Raw genomic sequence first — 26262 nt, forward strand, 5'->3', positions numbered from 1 at the left:
ATAAAAAACAAGGAGATGAAAACATATGAATTATTCTATCAGTGATGTTTCTAAAATCATGAATTTACCTGTTTCCACTTTAAGATATTATGATAAAGAAGGGTTGCTTCCTTATATTGAACGTAAAGATTCCGGTTATCGTATTTTTAAAGAGGATGATATTCGTATGCTTGAAATTATTGAATGCTTTAAAAACACGGGTATGTCTATCAAAGAAATAAAGCATTTCATCGAATTAGTCAAACAAGGCGATATTTCTTTACAACAACGTTATGAATTGTTTGTAGAACGTAAAAAAACTGTTGAAAAACAAATGCAAGATTTACAAAAACAACTTGATTTAATTGATTATAAATGTGAATATTATCAAAAAGCGCTCAAAACTTATAATCAAAATAAACATCATAGTGATGAAAACAAATCACTATGATGTTTTTTCACATAAAAAAGCTGATAACATTTCATTTACCAGCTTTCCTTATGCTTTTATATAGATATACGATCTTGTTCATAACGCCTTAAACTTTTCATAATTTCCTCAGTTGCCTGCTGTGGACTATTTTTTAAAAATCCATCTTTAAATTCATAACTGATATTTATAGAATCATCAGGAATTTGATCAATATACTCATTAGAAAAACCAATTTTCCAACATTTGTTTTCACGATAAGCATATAATGTCATATCATTAACATCATTGACATCATGAAACAATTGCTTTACGAGTTTATATAAAGCATATGGTGAAATATAATACACCTAACCTCGCCTCTTTTCATATTTCTATTATATAAAATAAAAGCCCTTTCAACAATAAAAAACTTAAATTTTTTTTATTTTTTATCAATATATATTGTCAAATAGATGCCGAGTGATATAATAAAAAAGCATTTAAGGGAGTGTTATCAATGAAAAAAGATCATCAAGATGCTATTCTTCATTTTTTGATGGCTATGATAGGTGGTTTCTTAGGTGGATATGCTATTTTTGCTAGAATGAATATTTTTGGATCTGCACAAACTGCCAATTTAATTGAACTGATCAAAAATATATTTGGAGCTAATTATGTGGAATCTTTAATGCGAATAGGTGCCCTTCTTATATATATTCTAGCAATAATGATTGCCACAGTTTTAACATATAAATCTCAATGGAATCTTAAACACCTTGTTTTATATCTTGAAATGATATGTATTGTTATATTGGGATTTATTCCTGAAGACATACCGCCAATCATTGCTTTGTATCCTTGTTTTTTTGTTACAGCATTTCAATGGTGTATTTTCAAAGGCGCTATGGGATATACAAGTTCTACTATTTTTTCAACCAATAATATCAAACAGACTGTTGTATCATTGACAGAATATTTTTTAATACAGGACACCACAATCAAACAAGAAAAACTCAAAAAAGGTTGTTTTTTTGGTGGCACTTTATTATGTTTTCATTGTGGTGTTGCTTTGTCGTATCTTCTATGGTCCATTTTTTCTTTAGCAGCCATTTGGTTTTTAATGATTCCTGTTTCCATTAATTTAGGATATTTAATATATATTGAAAAATATGCTTATCCAATTCAACATATAGAAAAGATGATTTGACACCAAATCATCTTTTTTCATATCTATCACTATTACCTATATTCAATGAAATCTCAATATATATTTTTTACTGTTATTTCAACTTAAATTCATCATAGAGTTCTTATGACTTATCGTCTTGTCTAATCACATTTTTTAAATAAAATTGATGATTGTCATATTCATATACAAAAATACAACAATTTCCAAATCCTTTTTTTAATTCTTCTGTTGGATCTTGCCATGCTCTTAAAAAATTAAAACAGGCGCCACCATGACTTACTGCCAAAACAGAATAATGATCTTCTTTCTCCATAATCGCAGTTAATGTATCAACCATTCTCTCTTTTAAAGTATTATTAGATTCACCACCAAATTGCAAATAATAGGTTTCACATTTTTGAGGATCATTTTCTGCCAAATAATCATGTTCTCCTTCTAGTAAGCCATAATTATTTTCTTTAAGTCCTTTACATCGCTGATATGGCATGGACGTTATTAATTCTAATGTATCACAACATCTTTCACTTGTTGAACTATAAGCATGATCAAAATGAATCTGATGTTCCTCAAACCATTTTTTTGCTAAAAGGGCTTGTTGAACTCCTTTTGATGTCAATGGAGAATCACACCATCCTTGAATCTTATGAAGAACATTAAACAAGGTTTCACCATGACGCATGAGGTATAATGTTTTCATTAATGTTCACCCTTTAAAACAAATGCTTCACCTGGAGCCAACACATGTATTCTATCAGGATTGATGACTCTTTGGTATAAATCTTCAGGATTACCATTAAATGGTGTCATATCTGGAGCATCAACACTACCCCAATGTATACAAATCAAATGAGCTTGAGGGTATGTATTAGCCAATTGAATTGCTCCATCCAAAGTAATATGCCAATCATTATCAGCAAAATCAAATAATATAACATCTGGTTCAGGCATATGCAAATGTTCATCTAATAAACGTGAATCACCAGGTAACCAAATTGTTCCATCAGGCGTTTTTAACCAATAACCACAATAATCTTTCTCTTCCCAATAACGATATTGCCATTTTTTCGAACCATTTTGCCAGTTATGTTGTGCTCGAGTTAATTGAACAGATAAATCCTGTACTTGAAAAACATCATCAATATCATGCTTTTCAGTTTGAAATCCTTCTTCATTCATAACATCTGCAACATAATTAGGAGCATAATATTTTTGACAAACATTTTGTACATGACGGCAAGTAGGTCGAGAAAAATGATCATTATCTATATGAGTAATCAATATACCATCTAATTGTGGAACATCCTGTGATAAAATAGGCACTTCATACAACAAAGGAATATCAAATCCTTCTAATACTGGGTCAATCATAACATTTGTCTGATAACTGTGTATCATAATGCCTGCACCACCTAGCCAATAAATACGTGTTTCCTGGTCACTATAAAAGGCTTCCTTTGTTATAGGAATGGAAGCAGGAGCAACCGCCTGACCTTTATTATTCTTAACTATATTTCTCATCAAAAAATCTCCTTTCTTTTATACTTTTATTTTAGTATAAAAAGAAGGAGATTTCTATTTATATATTTTTTGTTTTGTCTAAAAATGGACATTTCTATGAATTTGTCTATTTCTGATAAGGATGAATTGAATTGTCACTATCTTGAAATAATTTATCCATGCCTAGTCCTCGCATCTCAACAATCATTTGAACAATCTCTTCACATGGAACTGGCATATCAGAAAGAATCCAAGATAATGTCATACTGCTAGACGCATGAGCATGATAGATTGTTGCAAACCTTAAAGCATCTGGCATAGGTTCTTTGCCATAAAGCTCCTGATGCCACTTTAAATCAAAAGCTTGACAATGATCAACAATATAATCCTTTAAACAGTTCTGCCCTTCCATTTGACACGCCTGTTTCATAAACCAGTAATATTTTTTTATATTTTCAAAAGTCACTAATAGTGAATCATGAAAATCAATATTCATATTCTGATCATGAAAATCAGGAACAATAAATGTATCATAAACATAGCAAATCAAATCATTCTTATCTTTAAAATGATTATAAAATGTTTGTCTGCTGACACCTGTTTCTTTTAAAATTTGAGATACTGTCAAAGATTCTAAAGGCTTTTTTTGAGTCAATTCTAACAAAGCTGTTCCTAATATTCTTTTTACATCAATAGACATATATTCACCTGCCGACATTAAACAATTAAATAATCAAATCTTTCAATTTTTTCAGTTTCGGCGACCATTAAGAAATGATCATTTACACGTAAGACATGTTCCGGATTAACATAAAGTTCAATTTTCTGTGTTTCCATATCACGTTGTCCTAAAATATTGATTCCATATTTTTTTCTTAAATCTAAAGAAGATAACGTATGTCCAACCCATGCCTGTGGTACTTTCATTTCCACTAAGCTATAATTTTCATCAAGTTCAACCAAATCAGTTATGTTCTTTCTAAGCAATGTTCGTGCGAGTCTTTCTCCCATTTCTTTTTCAGGACGAATAATACGATCAGCACCAATTTTTTCTAAGATAGATTTAAATCTTTTATTCTTAGCTTTTGCGATAATATATGGAATACCAATTTCTTTTAAATTCAAAACACCTAAAAGACTTTCTTCTAAATGATTACCAATAGCAACAATACCAACATCAAATTCTTCGATCCCTAAATCAATCAAAAAATCTTTATCAGTAATATCTCCAATAACTGCCTTTGTAGCAAATTCTGAAACTCTTTGTACACATTCAGGGCATTTATCTACTGCCACAACCTCACAACCATACTGTGATAATGTTTTGGTAATTGTTGAACCAAAAACACCTAACCCTAATACTACAACTTGTTTACTTTTCATTTTCCCTATCCTATCAGAACATCACCAACTGGATAAACGATGTCCTTTCCTTTCTTTTGTTTATATTTCTTTGCAAAGACTAATACCATTGTCATTGGCCCAATACGTCCAATATACATTAATATAATAATAACTATTTTTCCTATGACAGTCAAAGTTGGTGTGAGTGATGCAGATAAACCAACTGTTCCAAATGCTGAGAAGACTTCAAAGATTAAATCAATAAAATCTGCACCTTCATTCATCGACAATATAAATAATCCCAACGAACAAACAAAGAAACTTAATATAGCAATAGTCAATGAACGTTTCACGACCTGATCATCAATACGACGTTTAAACATTGTGACAACTTCATAACCATTCTGTAAAGAATGTAAATACATTAATGCAATGACTAAAGTAGCTGTTTTAATTCCCCCAGCTGTTCCTGCTGGTGAACCACCAATAAACATGAGAATAGACATAAATAATTTTGTCGAATCATGTAAAGAGGCCATATCAACAGAAGCAAATCCAGCAGTTCTCGTTGTCGTAGACTGGAAGAAACTTGCTAAAATTTTATCACCCCATGGCAATGGTCCTAATGTTCCTGGATTATTATATTCAAGGAATAAAATGACTAATGTTCCCCCTAGCAATAATGAGACTGTTGCTAAAAGAACAATTTTTGTATGAAGAGATAATGATGAGAAAAATGTCTTTATCCTAAAAAATTTAAAATTTTCTTTATAGTGACGCCAAGACATTCTTAAATCAATCCAAACAACAAATCCCAAACCTCCAGCAATAATCAAACCAGCAATCGTCAAGTTCATTAGAACATTTGTTTGATAAGGAATCAAAGAATTAGGACCAAGAATATCAAAACCAGCATTACAGAAAGCTGAAATTGAATGCCAGAATCCATAATAAATTCCTTTCACAAGACCAAATTCAGGAACAAAAACAATACATAATAATAATGCGCCAACAATTTCAAAAAAAGCTGTATATTTAATAACTCTTTTAATATAAACGCCAATGGCAGCCATAGAATTCTGATTTAATGCTTCCTGCATAATAATTTTATTTGTATATGTTAACCTTTTCCTTAAAGCATAAATAAACATATTCAATAAGGTCAAGAATCCCAATCCACCAATTTGAATAAGCAAAATAATAATAAGTTGTCCAATGAGTGTATATTGATCAGCGACAACAACTGGCACCAAGCCAGTTACACAAGTCGCTGATGTTGCAATAAACAAATGATCAATGTATGGAGCAACTGCTCCTTGATTTGAAAATGGACAAGCCAATAACAAAGAACCTACCAGTATTACCATAAAAAAGCTAAAAGCAATACGTCGCATAGGTGAAAAGACTTTCTTTTTCTTTGATTTATGAAAATCAACCGTTTCCATCTTTCTCCTCCATAAATATTAACATTTGATATAAAATATCATATATTTTTATAAAACAATTATAAAATAATCTATTTCAACCCATATCTTTTCCTATATGACAACTCCCTTCAAATCTGTTTATAAAAAAACAGATTCCTAAAAGAATCTGTCAAGATATTTTATTTTACACATATAAAGTAAAACTCTCGAATAAATAAAGCGTATTAGCTTTATGACAGACTCCACCACTTATTCGACCTCCATTGTAACACAGTTAACTTTTTTGTCAACCAAAACAATAGGTTTTATCTTATTTTGTAAGAAGCACAATATTTTCGATATGAAAGCTTTGTGGAAACATATCAACAGGCTGACATTTCACAGCATGGTATCCATGTTGTTGCAAGATATCAATATCTCTTGCCTGAGTTGCCACATCACATGAAATATATACAATTTTATCAGGAGATAATAACAATAGCTGATTCAAAAATAATTGAGAACATCCTTTTCTAGGTGGATCGACAATCACAGCATCAATTTGTTTATGCTTTGTCGCAAAATCAACCATAAATTCACCAGCATCCTGACAATAAAATTCAACATTATCAATATGATTTCTTTTTGCATTTTCTTTAGCATCAATAATTGCCTGTTCAACAATTTCAACACCATAAACCTTATGAACATATTGAGCTAATGATAAAGATATTGTTCCAATCCCACAATAAGCATCTATCACTTCATCAGTTGGTTGTAAATTGGCATATTCAATAGCTTTTTGATATAGGACTTCCACCTGTAATGGGTTGATCTGATAAAAAGATTTTAAAGAAATACGATATGTGTTTCCTAATAACTGATCTTCTATATATCCATCACCATCTAAAATCATAACATCATCACCTAAAATCACATTATCATGGCGAGGATTATAATTTTGAATGATTGTTTTTAACTGTGGAAATTGCTTTTTAAGAGCTTGTATTAAATAGTCTTTTTGACGAATAGAACGTTGATATGTAATGAAAACAAGCATAGCCTGATTCGTATGATAACCATATTTGACAAGAATATGCTTAATATTTCCCTGATGTGTGACTTTATCATAAGCCTTTTCACCTACTTCTTCCAACAATTGTCTTGTAAAAGGGATGATCTGATTAGATAACTCATTTTGAATATAACATTGATCCATCGCCACAATATCATTACTATGCTGCTTATAAAATCCAGTTACGAGATGGTTTTGATGCATTCCTACAGGAACTTGAACTTTATTACGATAAAACCAGGGATTTTCCATCATGAGGCATGGTTCAACTGGCACTTGACAATGACCAATTTTAAGTAATGTATCTGCAACCCTCTTGGTTTTCAACTGTTGTTGTGCCAATTGATTTAAATGCTGTAAATGGCAGCCACCACATTGTTTAAATATCGGACATCTTGCTTCTTGACGAAGTGGACTGGAATCACTCAATTCAATAAGCCTTCCAATGGCATATTTTTTCAAAACTTTAATAATCTTGATTTTTCCAATTTCATCAACAAGCATATTTTTTACAAAAATTGGCATTCCTTCATATTTGACAATTCCCATCCCATCATGAGTGTAATCAATACATTTTGCCTCAATATATTCATTCTTTTGCATAATAATATATGTCCTCCTATAAAAAAACGAGCTTAGCTCGTTTTATTCATCCGTTAAAGTTTCTTGAGCTTTCTTTGCACTTTCTTCATCTCTTACAGAAGCTAAAGTATAGGAAAACTCATCATTTTGAATATTTTTTGTTCCATAAATCGGAAAATCTTCACTATCAGAAGATGTCATGAAAACATTGACTTCATATTGTGTCACACCATCAATTGTACCAAATAAATCACTATATTTTTGGCCATCTTCTTTTTCTCTTCCCACAATACCATCCAAAGTTTGAACTGTTTCTTCTGCAATATTTTGTGCTTCTTTGGTGCTCATACCTGCTTTAAAAGTAATATCTAATTTTAATTGACGACATTCAGTTGAAAGTGTCATTGATTCAATTTCATCATATTTTTCTTCCATAGTTGACACAGTTGAATCTCTGGCATCTTTAGAAATACTCACCATACCTTCACAGCGATCTCCGTAGACAGGACCATTATTAAATGATAAAACTACGATATAAATAATAAAAGCAACAGCTAAAGCTCCAAATAAAATGAGCAGATAGTGCCACCATTTCATAACAAAACCTTTTTTCTTTTTCTTCATTGGCTCCTCTTCCTCGTCATCTTCTTCATCTATTGCAGTATAAGGCACATTTTCTCTTTTGTTTTCTAAATCATCAAGATATGATGAAGGTTGGTATTCATCCTGAATATCGTCTTCATCATCAAAATGAAATTTTTTTGCCATTATTTTTCACCTACTTTTTCTCTATTGTACCAAAATTCATGAACAATGTATAGAACATTATGTTTTTCTTTTTTCCAATAATTGTTTTAATAATTGATTTGTTTTTTGAGGATTCGCTTGTCCTTGAGTTTTTTTCATGACTTGTCCTACAAAATAACCTAAAAGATTTGTCTTACCCTGATGGTAATCCTGAACCAATTGAAAGTGATTATCTAGCAGTTCTTCAATCAGCTCTATCAAAACATTTTCATCATTCATTTGTTGAATATGATGTTTTTGCATAATAGTTAAAGGATCCTTTTTTTCTAAAATCATTAGTGATAAAACCTGTTTTGTTTGTTTAGAAGAAACAATTCCTTGACCTGTCATATTCATCAGTTTCGCAAAATCCTGAACTTCAAATATATCATGAATATGTAAATGATTTTTATGAAGATAAGACAAAACATCTCCAATAAGCCAGTGACATACTGTATCATAATATATACATTGTTTAACTACCTGGTCATAAAAATCTGATAAATCTTTATTCAATAAAAGCGTATCAGCTTCTTTTACTGAAAGTTTATATTCATGAATATATTTATCGCGTCTTTGTGCTGGAAGCACTGGTAAATGATCTTTAATACTTTCAATCCATTGCCATGGTAGACGAACTGGTAAAATATTAGGTTCAGGATAATAACGATAATCAGCTAATAATTCCTTATCACGCATCGCTATTGTCTTTTGTGTCTTTTCATCAAAACGTCGCGTTTGTCTTGGAACGGAGCAATGATTCAATAAAAGTTCTGTCTGTCTTTGAATTTCAAAATCAATCGCTTTTTGCACATTAGCGAGTGAATTCAAATTTTTAATTTCCACTTTTTCACCATAGCCTTGAGATCCTTCGGGGCGTAATGAAATATTAATATCACAGCGCATAGACCCTTGAGCCATAATAGCATCTGAAACATCAGTATAAATCAAAATCATTCTTAAAGCTTCCAAATAAGCACAAACCTCCTGACTATTATGAAACTGAGGTTGTGTCACAATTTCAATCAAAGGAATACCTGCACGATTATAATCAATCAATGTACAATCGTCATCATGGGTGAGTTTTGCTGTATCTTCTTCAAGATGAAGCTGTTCTATATTGATATGTATTTTTTGTCCATTGACTTCAATATCTAAATATCCATTTTTACCAATAGGATGATATTGTTGCGTTATTTGGAAACCTTTTGGTAAATCTGGATAATAATAATTCTTACGATCAAAACGAAGCAAACTATCTATATCCATATGCAAGGCATGACAAACACGAATAGCCATTTCCACTGCTTTTTTATTAACCGATGGTAAAGTTCCTGGCATCGCTAAATCTATAACATGAGCTTGACTATTAGGTGGTTGTCCAAATGAAACAGGAGCTGAAGAAAACATTTTAGACTGCGTTTTTAATTCACAGTGGACTTCAATACCTATGATTGTTTCAAACATGTTGAATCTCCTTTTGGCAATATTGCTGAGAAAAAGATAGCGATTTTTCTAACGCATAGGCGCAATTGAGAACAGTCTGTTCCTCAAAACATCGTCCCATTATATGAATGGCTACAGGCATATGGTCAACAAAACCACATGGTAAAGTTAAACTTGGTAATCCTGCCAAATTCGCAACAATCAAAAAATCATCAACTAATGTATATTCAACTTGCTTAGCCTCATCAAGGAAAGGAGCAATTCCCTCACCATTAGGAGTCAAAATAATATCATAATGACGATATAAATCTTGAATCAAATTAACAATGAGTCGTCTGACCTGTTGAGCTTTTCTAAACATCTTTTCCTGATTTTCCTGTTTCAAGGCCAATGAACCCAAAATAAAACGCTGTTGAATGCTTTGATGAAAACCCTGGCTTCGAGTACGTATAATCATATCATCTATATTTTCCCCTTGTTTTTGTAAGCCATACTTAATGCCATCTAAGCAGGCATGTTGACTTGTAGCTTCCCCATTAGCAATAATCTGATAAACTGGTGATAAAGCCTGAAGATAAGTATCTGGAAATTCAACTTCATGAATTGTTGCTCCTAATGTTTTGAATATGGAAACACAATTCATAAATTTTTCTTTTATGCGTGAATCCGCTAATCTTTCATATACATTTTTTATGACAGCAATTTTCAAATGAGATACATCTGAAGATAAAGATTGATAATAAGATGGTACTTTTTTAGTACATGATGTCATATCATGTTCATCATAGCCAGCAATATTTTCTAAAACAATACTCATATCTTTAACGCTTCTGGTCATAGCACCAACCGTATCTAAACTGGCAGCATAAGGAATCAAACCATAACGTGATATCAATCCCCATGTAGGTTTCATTCCTACAATGCCACAAAATCCAGCAGGACGACGAATAGAATCGCCTGTGTCACTCCCAATTGCAAAAGGAACAACGCCACTTCCAACTAATGCTGCACATCCTCCAGATGAACCACCAGCAACTCTTTGAATATTCCATGGATTCAAAACAGGTCCCGTCAAAGCAGTCATATTCATAGTTCCCATGCCTAATTCATCCATTGAAGCTTTTCCAATTAAACAGCATTCTGCTTTTTCCAGTAAATCAACAATATGTGCATTATATACAGGTAAATAATCAGCCAACATACGGCTGGATGCTGTTGTATAAATCCCTTTTGTATTAAAATTATCTTTTAAAACATAGGGAATTCCACTCAAAATATTTTGAAATTGCGCATGTTTTAAATCTTGTTGTGCTTTATCAAATGTCATAAGCGCAAAAGCATTTAAGCGTTTTTGCTGATATTGAGCCTCATGCCAAATCTCCTGATAGTAATTTTCAGGAAGAATTTGACCAGTTTTAAAACCATGATGCAATTCTTCTATACTATAAACATTCATTATTCCACCACCTTAGGAATCTGAATTTGTTGATTTTTGATGTGTTTTGCATTTTTTAAAATATCTTCTCTACGCATAACATCCTGTATACTATCTTCCCTTAAAAAAGAAGTTTCTACCTCAAAAGGAAAAACCAAAGGCTTTACACCTTCAGTTTGAATACTTTCTAGACTTTGAACCTGTTTGAGAAATTGATGATATGCTTCAATGAAAGTATCCATGTTTTCATCCAAAACAGATAACTTTACATCTTTTGCTAATGATTGAATTAATTCTCTTTCGTCCATAGTCCATCCTCTAATATAAGTAATAACTTTTAACGTCTTGTCCTCTATCTTTAATCACAATCGCCTGTAATTCATCTTGTGAATATATAAGCACTTTAATATCAAAATCAGATGAAAAACGTGTATCAACACCATTCGCTAAAATAGAAGATAAATACATCAATTCAGTTGCTGTTTTCACGTTTAAATGAGCCTCTATAACCATTGATTGGATTTCACCATTTTGATATCTGGCAGTTCCTACTAATCCTGCAGCTTCAGTTGCTGCATCTTTTAAATTACTTTTAATAATATCAAATTCATTAGATGTTGTGGCATCCAATTCTTCGGCACGAGTACTTGAAAATAAAACAGTTTCAAAATTTACTTCTTCACTATTTCCATAAGAACCATCACAGTATGTCTTTAAAATATAATTTCCATCTACAGTACTTTCTGTTAAATCAGTTGCCTGATAAACCGTAATTAAAACAGGTAAATTCTTTAACTTTTCAAAATCTTCGTGAGATTGAATAATTTCATATAATTTCTCACTACATTCATACCCATAATTTAAAATAGATTGATCATCCATCTGCGTTTTTAAACGAGCATTATTTTTATCACGAGGATCAAGAACAATCACAAATGACGCACCTTTTAAAGTATATTTATCACCTGATTTTTCCCAAAAATCCTGTTCTTGAATCTGTTGAACCATTGTTGGATCACTGATATTGGCAATCTTTGTTCCAGCAGCAGGCTGTAAAGAATAATCACTATCACGTTTAACCATTTCTTGTTTTAAAGCAAGCTTTAAATATTGACCTTCACTCATATAATGATCAGAAGTTGAAAAATATTGTGATGATAAAATTTGTAATCCTCTTCCAATTGAAGAGAAATCAGATGTTGCACCATAGTCCAAATAGAAATCTTCTCTCAGTTCACTATCTTCAAATTTGACGATATTATAATAAGTATCATCAAATGACTCCATTGATGCAGTATTGTTTGTTGTTTCTTCTTCAACAGTATCTTGTGAAGATTGACAACCAGTCAACAACAATAAGAAAGCCATACAAACACATATTATTCTTTTCATAAATCAACCTCCTCCTTAAATTGTTCTTCACTTAATACAGTCACACCTAATTCTCTGGCCTTTTCAAGTTTACTTCCAGCATCACGACCACAGATCAGATAATCTGTTTTTTTAGATACACTACCTGTCACATTAGCACCTAGTCTGGCAAGATACTCTTTAATCTCCTTACGCGTCATCAATTCTAATGTTCCTGTGACACAAACAGTTTTTCCATTAAAAATACTTTCTTGAAGTAAAGATGTATCTTTTAGATAATTCATATTTAAACCGAGATCTTTTAAATGTTGTAATAAAGCCATTGATTGAGGTTGACTTCTAAAACGATTTAAAGATTGAACAAGTGTATCGCCAACATCACGCATAGAAAGCAACTTAGCTGTTGAAGCCTCAAGCAAAGCATCCATACTTTTAAATTCCTTAGCTAAGTTATCAGCCATTTTAGCACCGATTCCTTTAATTCCTAAACCAAATAATAATTTTTCCATTGAATTACCTTTACTTTTTTCAATAGCCTCTAACAAATTATCCATTGATTTTCTACCAAATCCTTCTATATCTATAATTTCCTGTTCATGACTAGATAAACTATAAATATCTTCAATAGAACGAACAAAACCTAAATTATAAAATTGTTCTATAATTTTTTCTCCTAATCCTTCTATATTCATAGCATCACGAGATGCGAAATGAATGATGCGCTCAATCTTCTTAGAATCACAATGCTCATTTAAACAATAATAAGCAGCCTCATTGTCTTTTCTAACAAGCGGTGTCCCACAATATGGACAAACATCAATCATCTTAAATTTCTGTTCTGTTCCATCACGTCTTTCTTTTAAAGATCGAACAACTTCTGGGATAACATCTCCTGCTTTACGGACCACAACATAATCGCCAACACGAATATCCTTATGAACAACGTTATCTTCATTATGTAATGTCGCACGTTGAACGGTACTACCAGCGACACGTACAGGTTCCAAAACCGCATTTGGCGTAATTTGACCCGTTCTTCCAATTGTAAAAATAATATCCTTAAGTTTTGTGACAACTTCTTCAGCTGGGAATTTATAGGCAATAGCCCATTTAGGAACTTTTGCTGTATACCCTAATCTTTCCTGCCATGCTAAATTATTCACTTTAATGACTATACCATCTATTTCATAAGGCAAAGATTGACGTTTTTCTGTCATTTCCATAATGAAATTCCATACTTCATCAATATTTGCACAAACACGTGTCATAGGATTGACTTTGAAGCCCAGTTTTGCAATATAATCTAAAGCTTCTTTATGTGTTTGACACCCTACTTCCTGAGCCGTTGGCACCATATATAAAAATGCATCTAAGCCACGTTTAGCAGCAATACTTGAATCTAGCTGTCTAACACTTCCGGCAGCCGCATTTCGAGGATTCGCAAATAAGGCTTCACCTGCTTGTTGACGTTGATGATTCAATTGTTCAAAAGATTTTTTAGGCATATAGATTTCTCCACGCACTTCAAAATCTCCCTGATAATCAATTGATAATGGAATAGATTTAATTGTTTTGACATTATGCGTAATATCTTCACCAATTGTTCCATCACCACGTGTTGCTCCATAACTCAATTGTCCATCAGCATACACTAATGAAACAGCTAAGCCATCTATTTTTAACTCACAGACATATTCAGCTTGAGGAAACACATCACGAATACGATCATCGAATTCTCTCAGTTCATCTTCGTTAAAAATATTTCCTAAAGACAACATCATTCTTTGATGCGTAATTTTCTGAAATCCTTCTAAGACTTCTCCACCCACACGTTGACTTGGTGAATCAGGAGTTACCCATTCAGGATGTTTAGCTTCTATACTTTGCAACTCTTGCATCAAACGATCATATTCCTGATCGGATACTGTTGGATTATCTAAGACATAATATTGATAATTATATTCATTTAATAATTTTTTGATTTCATTCAATCTTTCTAATGTCATTTTACACACTCCATTCACTTGCTCATTATATCAAAAAAAGATGATGAATCAAATACAAAACATCAAAATTCATCACCCAAAATTATCCTTATTTTCACATCATTTTTATGACGATAAACGTCTTAAAGCCTTATGCTGTGCCATCAATGTTTTTAAACCATATGGCATGGAAAAAGCAATATCTAAAGTATTTCCACGAACTTTAACAATAACACCTTTACCAAAGACATCATGCTCTACAAAATCGCCCTGTTTCCAGTCATGAATATCATTATCACCTATCATCTCATCAACAGTTGGACCTAAATGTACAAATTGTTTTGTTTTAAATGGTGAAGGCTTACCAATATGTTCAACATGATCTACACCAATTTCATCAATAAACTGAGAAGCCATTTTAGGAGAATTCGTCATATAATTAAATCCTTGACTATCCGTCAGATATAGACGCTTTTTCGCACGCGTAAATGCCACATAAGCCAATCTACGTTCTTCTTCCATCCCCTCTTCTCCTTCTTCAGAAACACTTCTAAAACTTGGAAAGACATCCTGTGACAATCCCACAACAAAGACATAGTTAAACTCCAGACCTTTAGCCATATGAATACTCATTAATGATACATATTCATCCTGTGTCATATCATCTTGTGATGTATATAAAGCGATATCCTGTAAATAACTTTCAAAAGTAGCACTATCTGGATGGGTATTCATATATCCAGCAATTGAGTTTTTTAACTCCATAATGTTTTGAATACGATTTTCATCTTCATCATTTCTTAGCATTTCAAAATAACCAATATCTTTCAATAAGTATTCAAAGACATCAGCCAAGGGATTTCTTGATTGTCTTGCTTTTTCAATAGCTTGTACAAATTCACTGATGGCTTTTTTCACTTTACCTTTCAATCCAATTTCATCACTATATAAACAAACAGCTTCATAACAGCTAATGCCATACTCAATCGCTTTCAGTTGGATTTTTTCAAGTGTTTTTTGACCAATACCATGACTAGGAACATTAATAATACGTTCAAAAGATAAATCATCCATAAATACCATTAAGCGTAAATAACTTAATGCATCTTTAATTTCTTTACGATTAAAAAACTTTAATCCACCAAATATTTTATAATCAATCTGATGCTGAATTAATTTCTGTTCAAAAGGACGTGATAAATAATTAGCACGATAGAGAATCGCAAAATCATGATAATTCACACCATCAACCTGATGTATAATATTTTCAATTGTCTGACAGACAAACTCAGCTTCTGCTTCTTCATCGCCTGCTGAATAGTGCACAACTTTATCTCCATCTTCTAATTGTGTAAACAAATCTTTTTCTAAACGATTTTTATTTTTTCGAATCAAATTATTCGATATATCTAATATTGTTTTTGTAGAACGATAATTCTGATCAAGAATAATGGTTTTGACATGAGAATAATCTTTATCAAAATTCATTATATAATTCACATCAGAACCTCTAAAAGAATAGATTGTCTGATCAGGATCTCCAACTACACATAAAGTTGCTTGACCTGATAAAAGATGAATCAATTTATAATCAATATTTCCAACATCCTGAAACTCATCTACATGTATATATTGAAATTTACGTTGCCATTTTTCCAGAATTTCTGGGAATTTCTCAAATAATTCAACAGTCTTCAACAACAAATCATCAAAATCCAGCATAAAATGTTCTTCTTTATATTTTTCATATTCCTGATAAACAATTGCTTTTTTGGCCTCACCTATAAAATCTCCTGCTAATTTATACGCTTTTTGTGGTGAGATTTCAGCCATTTTACATGATGATATATAATGAATACAGCTTTTTACACTCATTGTTTTACTATCAATATTTTTATCTTTAAAAATCTTCTTTAATAATGATTTTTGATCTTCTTCATCCATAATAACAAAATGATGAGGATAATGAAAAGCATGAATATGCTGTCTTAATATTCTGACACATAAGGAATGAATTGTACATAAAAGAGCTCCTGAAGCATATTCACCTAATAAATCCACAACTCTTTGACGCATTTCATTCGCTGCTTTATTTGTAAAAGTAATAGCCAATATATGTCGAGGCTCAATCCCCACTTCTTCAATCAAGTAAGCAATACGATATGTTAAAACACGTGTTTTCCCACTTCCTGCTCCTGCAATAATACGTAAATGAGAATCTAAATAAGTGGCTGCTTCCTTTTGTTTTGGATTTAATAATTTGTCTAAATTCATCGTATCACATCCTCTCAGTCTAATCATTATATCATAATTACTCAAAAAAGAAATCAAAAACATGAATAAAGGTTGAATTCAAAATGAATCAATGAAATAATGAAAAAAGAGAGGTGAAAATCATGTATTTAGCTATAGATATAGGTGGTACATATACCAAATATGGATATTATCAATCTAATGGGATATGCTTACAAAAGAATATGATTCCTACTGTCAAAACCAACAAAGAAACATTCTATCATACTTTAAAAACATTAATCACAAAAGAAGTCGAAGGAATAGCTGTCAGTATGCCCGGTCTTATTGATAGTCAAAGAGGATATATCCACGCTATTACTTTACTGCCCTATTTCAATGAAACAGATTTTTGTCAAGAATTTTCCAGTTTAACTCACTTACCAGTCACTTTACAAAATGATGCCAAATGCGCTGCTTTAGGTGAAATGTGGAAAGGAAGCTTAAAGAACGTTGATAATGGTTTTATGATTGTCTTAGGTTCAGGTATTGGCGGAACATATATATTACATGAAAAAATCGTAGAATCAAAACACTATAAAATTGGAGAGATCGGTTCTTTTTTAATTCCTACATCAAATGGCTATTCTAACTTTGGTAAAGAATATAATGCTGTTAAACTCATTCATGATCTGAGTGATATTTTAAAATGTCCTGATGATGGACAGATTGTATTTCAACAACTGACTTCATCTCATCAAGCTATGCAGTATTTTGAACACTATTGTTTACAGATTGCAACAATGATCTATAATCTTGATTATTTACTAGATTTAGATATCGTAACTATTGGTGGAGGAATCAGTCAACAGCCATTTCTCATTCAAACTATTCAAAAACAATTTCATGATTTAAGAAAACAATACAAAGAAGATGATCATGAACCAGTTATTAAAGCCTGTCAATTTCAAAATGAAGCCAATTTACTTGGAGCATTGTATCATTTTCATACCAAAAAAGGAGGTTAATTTTATCAATTAATCTCCTTTGCTATTTGAGAAAAATATTTTCTGACATATTCACGATCTTTATAAAGTTGTTGAATGAGTTCTTCTTTAGAATGAAATGGTTTTTCCTTACGTATCAAATCATAAAATTCTACGTAAATCTCTTTTCCATAAATATCATGATTAAAATCTAAAATATGAACTTCTAAAGAAGCTTTATCTAATGCTTGAAAAGTGGGATTATATCCAATATTACACATTCCCATGTAGGTATTTTGATTGATAATCACTTTAACAGCATAGACACCACCACAAGGTAAAAAATAAGAACCATAATCAATATTAGCTGTTGGAAAACCAATTTCATGTCCAATATGTCTACCGTGGATAACCTGACCATGTACACAGTATTGACGTCCTAATAATTCATTTAAATCTTTCATTTGTCCATTTTCTAGATGCTGTCGAATACGTGTTGAAGAAATCTTTTCTCCTTTATAAATGACTTCATCTATAACACTGACATTAAAACCAAAAGATTCCTGCAATGTTTTCGCATCACCCTGATTTTTTGCACCAAAACGAAAATCAAAACCACAGACTACATGCTTGATACCACATTCAATAAGATATTTCTGTATGAATTCTTGAGGCGATAAAGCAGCAACCTTGGGTGTAAATTCAATCACAAACAAATAATCAAATCCTCTTTTTTTAAGAATTTCATAACGATCATCAATGGAAGTCAGACATTTTTCTTCTTTTAACTTTCCTAATACATAAAGTGGATAATGATCAAAAGTTATTAAAGCTTTATGATAATGCTTTGTGTCTGCAACTCGTTTCACTTCTTCAACAAGTGCCATATGCCCTACATGTAAACCATCAAAAAAACCAATTGCTGCTACAATAGAGTCTGTCATATGTAATTTCATATCTTCTTTTAAATAAATGATTTCCATTAAAATAGCCCTCTTATACTTTTTAAATATCCTTCACCATCAGGTCCATAAACCGCTAAAACCTTATGATTTTGATTACATACAACAACCTGATGATCAATATCACTCTTTATTTTTTTACCATGATAAACAATATTTTCATCATCAATGTAATAATGTTCAAAATGTTGAAATGCATCTTCTAAACTCATGAACTGATAATGTCCTTGTTCAATATCTTCTAAACTATAACAGTCTTCAAGATAAAACTCTCCTGAAGCTAAACGTATTAAATGAGTCATATGTGCAGGATAGCCCAACTTTTTTCCTATATCTACACACAATGAACGAATATATGTGCCTTTGGAACATTTTACCTGAAATGTTATGGATTGATCTTGTTGGGAAATTAACTCTATTTTTTCAATCATAATAGTTCGGGGTTGAATATCTACATGTTCCTGATTTCTGGCATATTCATACAATTTTTTACCATGCACTTTAATAGCCGAATAAATAGGCGGAATTTGTTGTTGCTTTCCAATAAAAGACTGTAAAGTTTCTTCAACATCTCTTACACCATGAAAGGCTTTTTCTTCCATAATTTGACCACTACTATCGTATGTATCAGTAGCTGTTCCTAAAAAGAGTGTCGCCTGATAAACTTTTGTTTCACTCATTAAAAATTGTAAAGCCTTTGTTGCTTTGCCAATACACAAAACCAGAACACCTGTGGCATCAGGATCCAATGTCCCACAATGTCCAACTTTTTTTGTATGAAGAATCTTTCTAATACGATTCACAACATCATGACTTGTCATACCTGCCGGTTTATTAACTAACAATATTCCATCCATTTCAAAACCTCCTCATCTGTGAAATATAAAAATGAGTCATTAGACTCAAATTTATTGAATTTCACGATAAATCTTGTGCAAAGTAATATCAAATGTTGCTTCTTTTCCTGCAAGCTCTGCAGTGTAGTTTTCAGGAAAAGTTACAGTAATTGTTTTTTCTTCATCTAATTTCATCCCAACAATTCCATCTTCAAAACCATCAATCATGGTATCAGAACCTAATTTTAACTCATAACCCTCTGCACTTCCACCATTGAAAGCTACACCGTCAATTTTTCCTACAAAATCAATATTCACATAATCGCCATTTTGAGCTACAGCAGTTTGATTTTGAGTATCACTATTTTGTGTTTCTTGACTTTGTGATGAACAACCCAAAAGCATAACTAATGCCATGAAACTTCCTAATATTTTTTTCATCCTATCCTCCTATTTATGATTAATGACATAATAATTTTTCTTACCACGTCTAATAACAGTTGCCTGTTTTCCAAAAGCATTTTCTTTTTGAATAACAAAGCTTACATCTGTAATCTTTTCTCCATTGACAAGAACAGAACCACCTGTAACAAATTGACGTGCTTCTCGATTTGATGAAGCAGCCCCTACTTTAACTAAAGCATTTAAAATTTGTGTATCTTCTTCCATATCTATACTAGGAACACCATGGAAGCATGACTGAACTTGTTCTAATGTTAAATCTTGAATTTTACCAGAGAATAACATTTGGCTAATATCCAAAGCTTCCTGATATGCTTCTTCACCATGGATAAATGTAATCACTTCTTTTGCTAGAGCTTTATGTGCTTCTCTTAAATGAGGCTGTGTTTTATTCTTTTCTTTTAATTCTTCAATTTCTTCTTTAGATAAGAAAGTTAAGAATTTTAAGTAATCAATGACTTTATCATCTTCTGAATTAATAAAGAACTGATACATTTCATATGGTGATGTTTTTTTACGATCTAACCAAATGGCATGACCGTTTGTTTTTCCAAATTTCGTACCATCAGATTTAGTAAGCAAAGGCATTGTAAATCCATAAGCTTCTTTCCCTGTTTTCTTTCTAATCAATTCAATACCAGCAGTAATATTTCCCCATTGATCTTGTCCAGCTACCTGCATTTGGCAACCTTTATTTTCATATAACCAATAGAAATCCATGGCCTGCATAATCATGTAAGAAAATTCAGTATATGTAATTCCTAAGTCTAATCTTCTTTTGACAATATCTTTATTCAACATATAGTTGACATTAAAATATTTACCATAATCTCTTAAAAAATCAATGAAGTTTAAATCTTTTGACCAATCATAATTATTCACAACTTCAAACCCAAATAAATCCTGAGCCTGTTTTTTTAGACATTCAAAATTATGTTGTACTTCTTCTTTAGTAATCATTGGTCTTTCAGTATCAGGTTTAGGATCTCCAATCAAACCTGTAGCTCCACCTACTAATAAAATAGGATTATGTCCGGCATCCTTTAATCGTTTACTAATCAAAAATGATGAGAAATGTCCAATATGTAAACTATCACCAGTTGGATCAGTACCAATATAAAAAGTCATTCCTCCATTATTTAATTTTTCTTCAATATCTGGCGAGCTAACATCTTTAATTAAACCACGCCATACTAATTCATCATAAATTTTCATAACATATATCCTCCTTATAAAATAAAAAAAGAATTCATCAAAAGGACGAATTCTCGCGGTACCACCTTTATTTATGCATTAAGCATACGCTCTTTATTGATAACGATGTTGCCACCGGCTAAACTTTTCATTTAGCTGCTCCAAAGTGTATTCATTATAAACAATGATCTATTTCCACCAATCATAGACTCTCTATAACATCCATTTATAATTACTTGTCTTCTTCAACGCTTAAATATATAATATGCGATTTTCAAGTCGAAGTCAACTTAAAATTTTTACTTTGCATTTTGATTGATAAATTCAACTGAAGTTTTAGAATATACAATTTTTTGTGCTTGATACAAACTAAAATATCCTGATAAAACATAACATAATGCAACAACAATAGCCATTGCTGTTAAATATTGAATACCAAACATTTCAGCCCCTAACATGAGACTTGTAAGTGGCGAATTAATAACACAACAAAACATACCGACAATTCCAATAGCAGCCCCTAGATGAGGATCAATGCCCAATAATAAAGCTGATACATATCCTAAAGTTGAACCAATCACAAAAGTTGGAACAATTTCTCCACCTTTAAAACCACAGCCGATAGTAATAGCAGTAAAAATAGCTTTCATGAAAAAATCATATGGTAGAGCCTGATGATAAAGAGCTTCTGCAACAATTTCCATTCCAGCTCCTAAATATCTTTGTTGAAAAAAGAAAACCAAAATCATCAACATGAATGATCCCATAATAACTCGTATATATGGATTATGAAAATATTGATGAAAACTTTTGTGACTATAATGCATCATTAAAACAAATACAATGGAAAAAGCAGCAATAATAAATGCAAAAACAGCTAATTTTAAACTCATAATTGGTGTTAATTGAAAAGGAATTGATAACTGATAAAAAGTTGGCTGACATCCAAAAAGTTGTGCAATTCCAAATGAAATCAAACTACTACATAAGCATGGAACTAATGCCGCATAATAAAATACACCGACACTAACAACTTCCATGGAAAAAAGTGTCGCAGTTAATGGAGTTCCAAATAAAGCTGAAAAGACTGCACTCATACCACACATAATCAGCATTGACATTTCACGCTGATCAGCATGAATTATTTTTCCAAAAGATGTTGCTAGAGAACCACCAATTTGTAATGCAGCTCCTTCTCTTCCACTAGAACCTCCAAACAAATGGGTAATAATAGTAGCTAAAAAAATCGCTGGTGCTAATAAAACAGGAACTTTTTCCTGTTGGCGAATAGATTGAATAATCGTATTTGTTCCTGGTTCGTGAGATAAATGAACCAGACGATAAAGATAGACAATACAAACACCACCAATTGGCAATCCCCATACAATCCATGAATGCGACAAACGAAAATCAGTAACATAATCAATAGAAATATGAAATAATGCTCCTACAATACCACAGACAATACCCAAAACAAAAGCAATCCATAACCATTTACAGACAAAACATATATTTAACTTTAAATCTATAAAGAATTGTTTGATATACATAAGATTCCCCTTTGAAAAAAACTTCTAAATCAATTAGAAGTCTTTCTTTGTTGTAGCACGTGGCATCAATAAATGTTGAATGACAACAGCTTTGTTTTCAATTTCTTCATCATTAAGTATTTTTGTTAGCAATCTTACAGCTAATGCCCCCATATCATACACAGGAACATGAATAGATGTTAATGAAGGACGACAAATCAAAGCATAGCTTGTATTCATCATACCAATAACTTCCATTTCATCAGGAATTTCAATTCCATTGTCAATTGCAGCATTCACAACAGCAACAGCTTCCTTATCATAACTTGTAAAAACAAGATCATGTCGATGATTTTTAAAATACTCTAAAAATTGTGGATAGCTTTTTTCATAATGTGATGATGTATGTACGACCTGTTTTGTTGCATCAAAAACCAAATCATATTTTTGATAAGCTTCCTGAATTCCAGTAATCATTTCTTCTATGTTGATTAAATTCTGCTTAGGTGACACAAACAAAATATCACTTTTTCCCTGTGCCAAATATTTGTCAACAACCTCATATGCAATCTTTTTTGCATCAGCAAAAATAGATCCCATATATTTCCCAGTAACACTTGTTCCAATAACAACTGCAGGTATTTTATATTTATTAACTAAAGCAATTTCCTTTTCGATTTCTTCATTATTAAATAAAATCACACCATCTGCACGTGATTTCACAACTTTTTCAATAACAGTTTCAATAGGATTGCCATCTCCAATTTCATCTGTTGTATAAATACTGACATTATAATCTAAACGGCGACTTGTATCACCTATTCCACCAATCATATCTTTCACATGAGCAAATAATGATTGTGGAAAAACAATAGCAATCGTTGTTGTCTTACTTGTTGCAAGACCTCTGGCAATCTGATTGGGTTTGAAATCTAAACGTTGAATAGCCTCAAGGACTTTATCACGTGTTTTAGGTTTCACAACACTCGAACCGTTAATAACACGTGAAACTGTTGCCAGAGAAACACCAGCTTCTCTAGCAACATCATAAATTGTTACATTTTTTCCCATGATTAATCTTTAATCTCTTCAATCATTTCATCTAATTTTTCTTCAACATTCTCGATTTCATTTTCAAAAGCTTCTAAATAATCATCATCTACAGATGAATCTAAAACTTTTGTTTTGACTTCTTCTATTTTATCATTGACTTTTTGTGTTAAATCAACAACTCCATCACGAATCGTTAAATACTGGTCACTATCTTTTACTTTTGCAGCAAAATCTTCTAATTTTGCTTCCAATTCATTAAGTTTATCTCTTGTTGTTGCTTTAAATGTATCAATATCAAATTCATCTACAGATTTCTTAACTGTTTCAATTGTTTGACCTAACATAGCTTCAAGATCTTCTTTTGTCATATTCTTTAAATTATCATAAGCTTTTAAAGATTCACGTTTAATATCTTCTCTTAATTCACTACCTTTTTTAGGTGCCAATAACAATCCAGCGACTGCACCAATACCTAAACCAACTAAAAACTTTCCAAATTTCATTCTAATCACCTTTCTCTTTCTATTTTTTTCTTCTTAAAAACGAAGTTAAAAATCCTAAAACCCCAAATAAACCAGATTTCATACCACCTTTTGAAAAAATTCCACTTACCAATTCAACAGGTGCATTGAGCATATTCATTTTATTATTGACATCATCTAAAATATGATCAACTTTTTGAATGGTTGTTTCTAACATTGTCATTAAAACCGTTGTTTCTTTGACAGCTAAAGACATTCTTATTAATAATAGACCTAAGCTCAAAAGTGCAAAAGCCCCAGATAATATCAAAATGCAATAGCATACTAATTTTGCATCCATAAGTTCTCCTTTCTGCCAATTTACCATATTATAGCATAAATACAACATGATTAAAAGATAACCCTTACTGCGATTGTTTATAAGCAATAACTTGATCTTCTAATTTATAAATATCTTTACTACTCATAAATAGATAAACAACATTATCATATTGACTTAAAAGCTTCACAGCAGCTTCATCTTCATGAATAACCTGAGCACGTGGATTGTATTTTGCAATGTCATAAATGTCTATATCAATACCAGGTTCTTTCTTCGCATTTTCTGGAAAATGGACAAAGAAAGGATAATCTGCTAAATCCATTGCTTCAGCAAATTCTTTGGCAAAACGTAATCCCCTTGAAAAACGATCAGGTTGAAAGATGGCAACAATCTTTTTATGTGGATAACGTGAGCGTGTTGCTTCAATGACATAACGGATTGCTGTTGGATGATGTGCATAATCATCCACATAAATATTATTCCCAACTGTCTTAACAGTATAACGACGTTTTACACCATCAAAAGTAGAAAGACGTTCTTGGATATATTCAGCACTCATATTTTCTAAATATCCTAAAGTAATAACCGCTAATGAATCATAAAGCATATGCATTCCATAAAATGGCAAAGCAAAATGTCCAAATAAATCTTTATGAATATAAACATCAAATGATAATCCATGATCATTATTAATGATATTTTTAGCAATAACATCATTATTTTCACCTGTTCCAAATTTTAGAACACGTTTTTGATAATGAAGATGTGGTAAATGTGGATCATCACCCCAGATAATAACTGTATCTTTAACTTGATTTGCATATTGTTCAAATGATTTTTCATATTGTTCCATAGATTTGAAATAATCAACATGATCCATTTCAATATTATTAATAATCGCATAAGTTGGATAATAATGTAAAAAATGATCCTGATATTCACATGTTTCTGCAATAAAATATTTACTGTCTTCAACAGCATGTCCTGTTCCATCACCGATTAAAACAGAAGTCTTATCAAATTCCTTAAACAAATGATAAGCCATACCAGTTGTTGTTGTCTTTCCATGTGTTCCTGCAATACCAATAGAAATATACTGATCCATTAAATGACCTAAAAAATCATAATAAGTATGTGTTTTGACATTGGGATTACTTAATGCTTCTTTAACCTCTTCATTAGAGTCATCAAACGCATTACCAATAATCACTTCATAACCATCTTTAATATTATTTTTATCAAAAGAGTAGATTGGAATTCCTCTTTTTCTTAAATCTTCTTCAATAAAAATATATTTATCAATATCACTTCCAGCAACTTCATAACCTAAATCAAATAAAATTGTTGCAAGTGATGCCATACCTGAACCTTTAATACCAATAAAATAATACATAACTCTCTTCACCTCGCCTTTTATTCTAGCATAAATTTTAAAAAAAGTATTCTCTATCTATTTATTTTTTCATATTTTTTATATTTTGGCACAAACTAAAGATGTCAATAGAAAGAAAGGAGAAATTATGAGTCACAAAAAATCTAAAAACAAACAAAGACAAAATCAGTATAAAGGCTATAACCAAAATCAACAGGCAAGTTATAGTGGTGAAGATGGTTTAATGAGTGAAAAATATAAAGAAAACTCTAACGCCCAAGAATAATAATGGGAAGCTATAGAATCATAAAGATTTTATAGCTTT

Annotated in this window: 27 protein-coding genes and 1 other annotated feature; of the genes, 4 read left to right on the forward strand and 23 right to left on the reverse strand. The window is 31.5% G+C overall.

Annotation, left to right across the window (positions count from 1 at the left end):
• Nucleotides 1-25 precede the first annotated feature (25 nt).
• Nucleotides 26-430, forward strand: a complete 405-nt coding sequence (locus B5E79_RS07505) for a MerR family transcriptional regulator (RefSeq protein WP_087297545.1) — start codon at nt 26-28, stop codon at nt 428-430.
• A gap of 56 nt (nt 431-486) precedes the next feature.
• Here the strand turns inward: B5E79_RS07505 and B5E79_RS07510 are convergent, their stop codons facing one another.
• Nucleotides 487-759, reverse strand: a complete 273-nt coding sequence (locus B5E79_RS07510) for a hypothetical protein (protein ID WP_087297546.1) — start codon at nt 757-759, stop codon at nt 487-489.
• A 149-nt stretch (nt 760-908) separates the two neighbouring features.
• On the opposite strand from B5E79_RS07510, the gene B5E79_RS07515 reads away from it, so the two are divergent.
• Nucleotides 909-1598, forward strand: a complete 690-nt coding sequence (locus tag B5E79_RS07515; RefSeq protein ID WP_087245525.1) for a YoaK family protein — start codon at nt 909-911, stop codon at nt 1596-1598.
• Nucleotides 1599-1701: 103 nt separating this feature from the next.
• Here the strand turns inward: B5E79_RS07515 and B5E79_RS07520 are convergent, their stop codons facing one another.
• The 13 genes from B5E79_RS07520 to B5E79_RS07580 form a co-directional block, all read right to left on the reverse strand.
• The gene (locus B5E79_RS07520; protein ID WP_087297547.1) at nt 1702-2277 is read right to left on the reverse strand and encodes a histidine phosphatase family protein; all 576 of its coding nucleotides are present in this window, start codon (nt 2275-2277) and stop codon (nt 1702-1704) included.
• Nucleotides 2277-3098, reverse strand: coding sequence for an MBL fold metallo-hydrolase (locus tag B5E79_RS07525; RefSeq protein WP_087297548.1), 822 nt, complete (start codon nt 3096-3098; stop codon nt 2277-2279). Before B5E79_RS07525 ends, B5E79_RS07520 begins: the two co-directional genes overlap by 1 nt.
• Nucleotides 3099-3204: 106 nt before the next feature.
• Nucleotides 3205-3777: a TetR family transcriptional regulator gene (locus tag B5E79_RS07530; RefSeq protein WP_158095483.1), complete on the reverse strand. Its 573-nt coding sequence runs from the start codon at nt 3775-3777 to the stop codon at nt 3205-3207.
• A gap of 17 nt (nt 3778-3794) precedes the next feature.
• Complete coding sequence (locus tag B5E79_RS07535; protein ID WP_087245533.1) at nt 3795-4460, reverse strand: potassium channel family protein; 666 nt, start codon at nt 4458-4460, stop codon at nt 3795-3797.
• 5 nt (nt 4461-4465) lie between these two features.
• On the reverse strand, nt 4466-5866 hold the full coding sequence (locus B5E79_RS07540) for a TrkH family potassium uptake protein (RefSeq protein ID WP_087245535.1): 1401 nt from the start codon (nt 5864-5866) through the stop codon (nt 4466-4468).
• Nucleotides 5867-6158: 292 nt separating this feature from the next.
• Nucleotides 6159-7505: a 23S rRNA (uracil(1939)-C(5))-methyltransferase RlmD gene (gene rlmD, locus B5E79_RS07545; RefSeq protein WP_087297550.1), complete on the reverse strand. Its 1347-nt coding sequence runs from the start codon at nt 7503-7505 to the stop codon at nt 6159-6161.
• 42 nt (nt 7506-7547) lie between these two features.
• Nucleotides 7548-8252, reverse strand: a complete 705-nt coding sequence (locus tag B5E79_RS07550) for an Asp23/Gls24 family envelope stress response protein (protein ID WP_087297551.1) — start codon at nt 8250-8252, stop codon at nt 7548-7550.
• Nucleotides 8253-8309: 57 nt separating this feature from the next.
• Nucleotides 8310-9737 (reverse strand): Asp-tRNA(Asn)/Glu-tRNA(Gln) amidotransferase subunit GatB, encoded by a 1428-nt coding sequence (gene gatB / locus B5E79_RS07555; RefSeq protein WP_087297552.1) that lies wholly within the window; start codon nt 9735-9737, stop codon nt 8310-8312.
• Complete coding sequence (locus B5E79_RS07560) at nt 9730-11172, reverse strand: amidase family protein (protein ID WP_087297553.1); 1443 nt, start codon at nt 11170-11172, stop codon at nt 9730-9732. Before B5E79_RS07560 ends, gatB begins: the two co-directional genes overlap by 8 nt.
• The gene (gene gatC, locus B5E79_RS07565) at nt 11172-11459 is read right to left on the reverse strand and encodes an Asp-tRNA(Asn)/Glu-tRNA(Gln) amidotransferase subunit GatC (RefSeq protein WP_087297554.1); all 288 of its coding nucleotides are present in this window, start codon (nt 11457-11459) and stop codon (nt 11172-11174) included. The genes B5E79_RS07560 and gatC overlap by 1 nt, the downstream gene beginning before the upstream one ends.
• A 10-nt stretch (nt 11460-11469) precedes the next feature.
• Complete coding sequence (locus B5E79_RS07570; protein WP_087297555.1) at nt 11470-12543, reverse strand: CamS family sex pheromone protein; 1074 nt, start codon at nt 12541-12543, stop codon at nt 11470-11472.
• The gene (gene ligA / locus B5E79_RS07575) at nt 12540-14528 is read right to left on the reverse strand and encodes an NAD-dependent DNA ligase LigA (protein ID WP_087297556.1); all 1989 of its coding nucleotides are present in this window, start codon (nt 14526-14528) and stop codon (nt 12540-12542) included. The genes B5E79_RS07570 and ligA overlap by 4 nt, the downstream gene beginning before the upstream one ends.
• A 105-nt stretch (nt 14529-14633) precedes the next feature.
• Nucleotides 14634-16781, reverse strand: a complete 2148-nt coding sequence (locus tag B5E79_RS07580; protein WP_087297557.1) for an ATP-dependent helicase — start codon at nt 16779-16781, stop codon at nt 14634-14636.
• A gap of 122 nt (nt 16782-16903) precedes the next feature.
• On the opposite strand from B5E79_RS07580, the gene B5E79_RS07585 reads away from it, so the two are divergent.
• The gene (locus B5E79_RS07585) at nt 16904-17767 is read left to right on the forward strand and encodes an ROK family protein (RefSeq protein ID WP_087297558.1); all 864 of its coding nucleotides are present in this window, start codon (nt 16904-16906) and stop codon (nt 17765-17767) included.
• Between the two features lie 5 nt (nt 17768-17772).
• Here the strand turns inward: B5E79_RS07585 and B5E79_RS07590 are convergent, their stop codons facing one another.
• The 9 genes from B5E79_RS07590 to murC form a co-directional block, all read right to left on the reverse strand.
• Nucleotides 17773-18708 (reverse strand): bifunctional riboflavin kinase/FAD synthetase, encoded by a 936-nt coding sequence (locus B5E79_RS07590; protein WP_087297559.1) that lies wholly within the window; start codon nt 18706-18708, stop codon nt 17773-17775.
• Nucleotides 18708-19544, reverse strand: coding sequence for a tRNA pseudouridine(55) synthase TruB (truB, locus tag B5E79_RS07595; protein WP_087297560.1), 837 nt, complete (start codon nt 19542-19544; stop codon nt 18708-18710). Before truB ends, B5E79_RS07590 begins: the two co-directional genes overlap by 1 nt.
• A gap of 51 nt (nt 19545-19595) precedes the next feature.
• Nucleotides 19596-19964: an FKBP-type peptidyl-prolyl cis-trans isomerase gene (locus B5E79_RS07600; protein ID WP_087297561.1), complete on the reverse strand. Its 369-nt coding sequence runs from the start codon at nt 19962-19964 to the stop codon at nt 19596-19598.
• A 9-nt stretch (nt 19965-19973) separates the two neighbouring features.
• Nucleotides 19974-21200: a tyrosine--tRNA ligase gene (tyrS, locus tag B5E79_RS07605; protein ID WP_087297562.1), complete on the reverse strand. Its 1227-nt coding sequence runs from the start codon at nt 21198-21200 to the stop codon at nt 19974-19976.
• Between the two features lie 38 nt (nt 21201-21238).
• Nucleotides 21239-21437, reverse strand: a binding site (T-box leader).
• 41 nt (nt 21438-21478) lie between these two features.
• Nucleotides 21479-22729, reverse strand: a complete 1251-nt coding sequence (locus tag B5E79_RS07610; RefSeq protein ID WP_087297563.1) for a chloride channel protein — start codon at nt 22727-22729, stop codon at nt 21479-21481.
• 33 nt (nt 22730-22762) lie between these two features.
• Nucleotides 22763-23779, reverse strand: a complete 1017-nt coding sequence (locus B5E79_RS07615) for a LacI family DNA-binding transcriptional regulator (protein WP_087245511.1) — start codon at nt 23777-23779, stop codon at nt 22763-22765.
• Nucleotides 23780-23781: 2 nt separating this feature from the next.
• A complete protein-coding gene (locus B5E79_RS07620; RefSeq protein WP_087245509.1) occupies nt 23782-24264 on the reverse strand; it encodes a YtxH domain-containing protein in 483 nt (160 codons plus the stop codon).
• A gap of 19 nt (nt 24265-24283) precedes the next feature.
• Nucleotides 24284-24583, reverse strand: a complete 300-nt coding sequence (locus B5E79_RS07625) for a hypothetical protein (RefSeq protein WP_191341003.1) — start codon at nt 24581-24583, stop codon at nt 24284-24286.
• A 64-nt stretch (nt 24584-24647) separates the two neighbouring features.
• Nucleotides 24648-25958 (reverse strand): UDP-N-acetylmuramate--L-alanine ligase, encoded by a 1311-nt coding sequence (murC, locus tag B5E79_RS07630; protein ID WP_087297564.1) that lies wholly within the window; start codon nt 25956-25958, stop codon nt 24648-24650.
• A 127-nt stretch (nt 25959-26085) separates the two neighbouring features.
• On the opposite strand from murC, the gene B5E79_RS13475 reads away from it, so the two are divergent.
• Nucleotides 26086-26223, forward strand: coding sequence for a hypothetical protein (locus tag B5E79_RS13475; RefSeq protein ID WP_158094005.1), 138 nt, complete (start codon nt 26086-26088; stop codon nt 26221-26223).
• Nucleotides 26224-26262: the final 39 nt, after the last annotated feature.

Source organism: Massilimicrobiota sp. An134 (genome assembly GCF_002160815.1).
In the GTDB taxonomy this organism is placed as follows: domain Bacteria; phylum Bacillota_I; class Bacilli_A; order Erysipelotrichales; family Coprobacillaceae; genus Allocoprobacillus; species Allocoprobacillus merdigallinarum.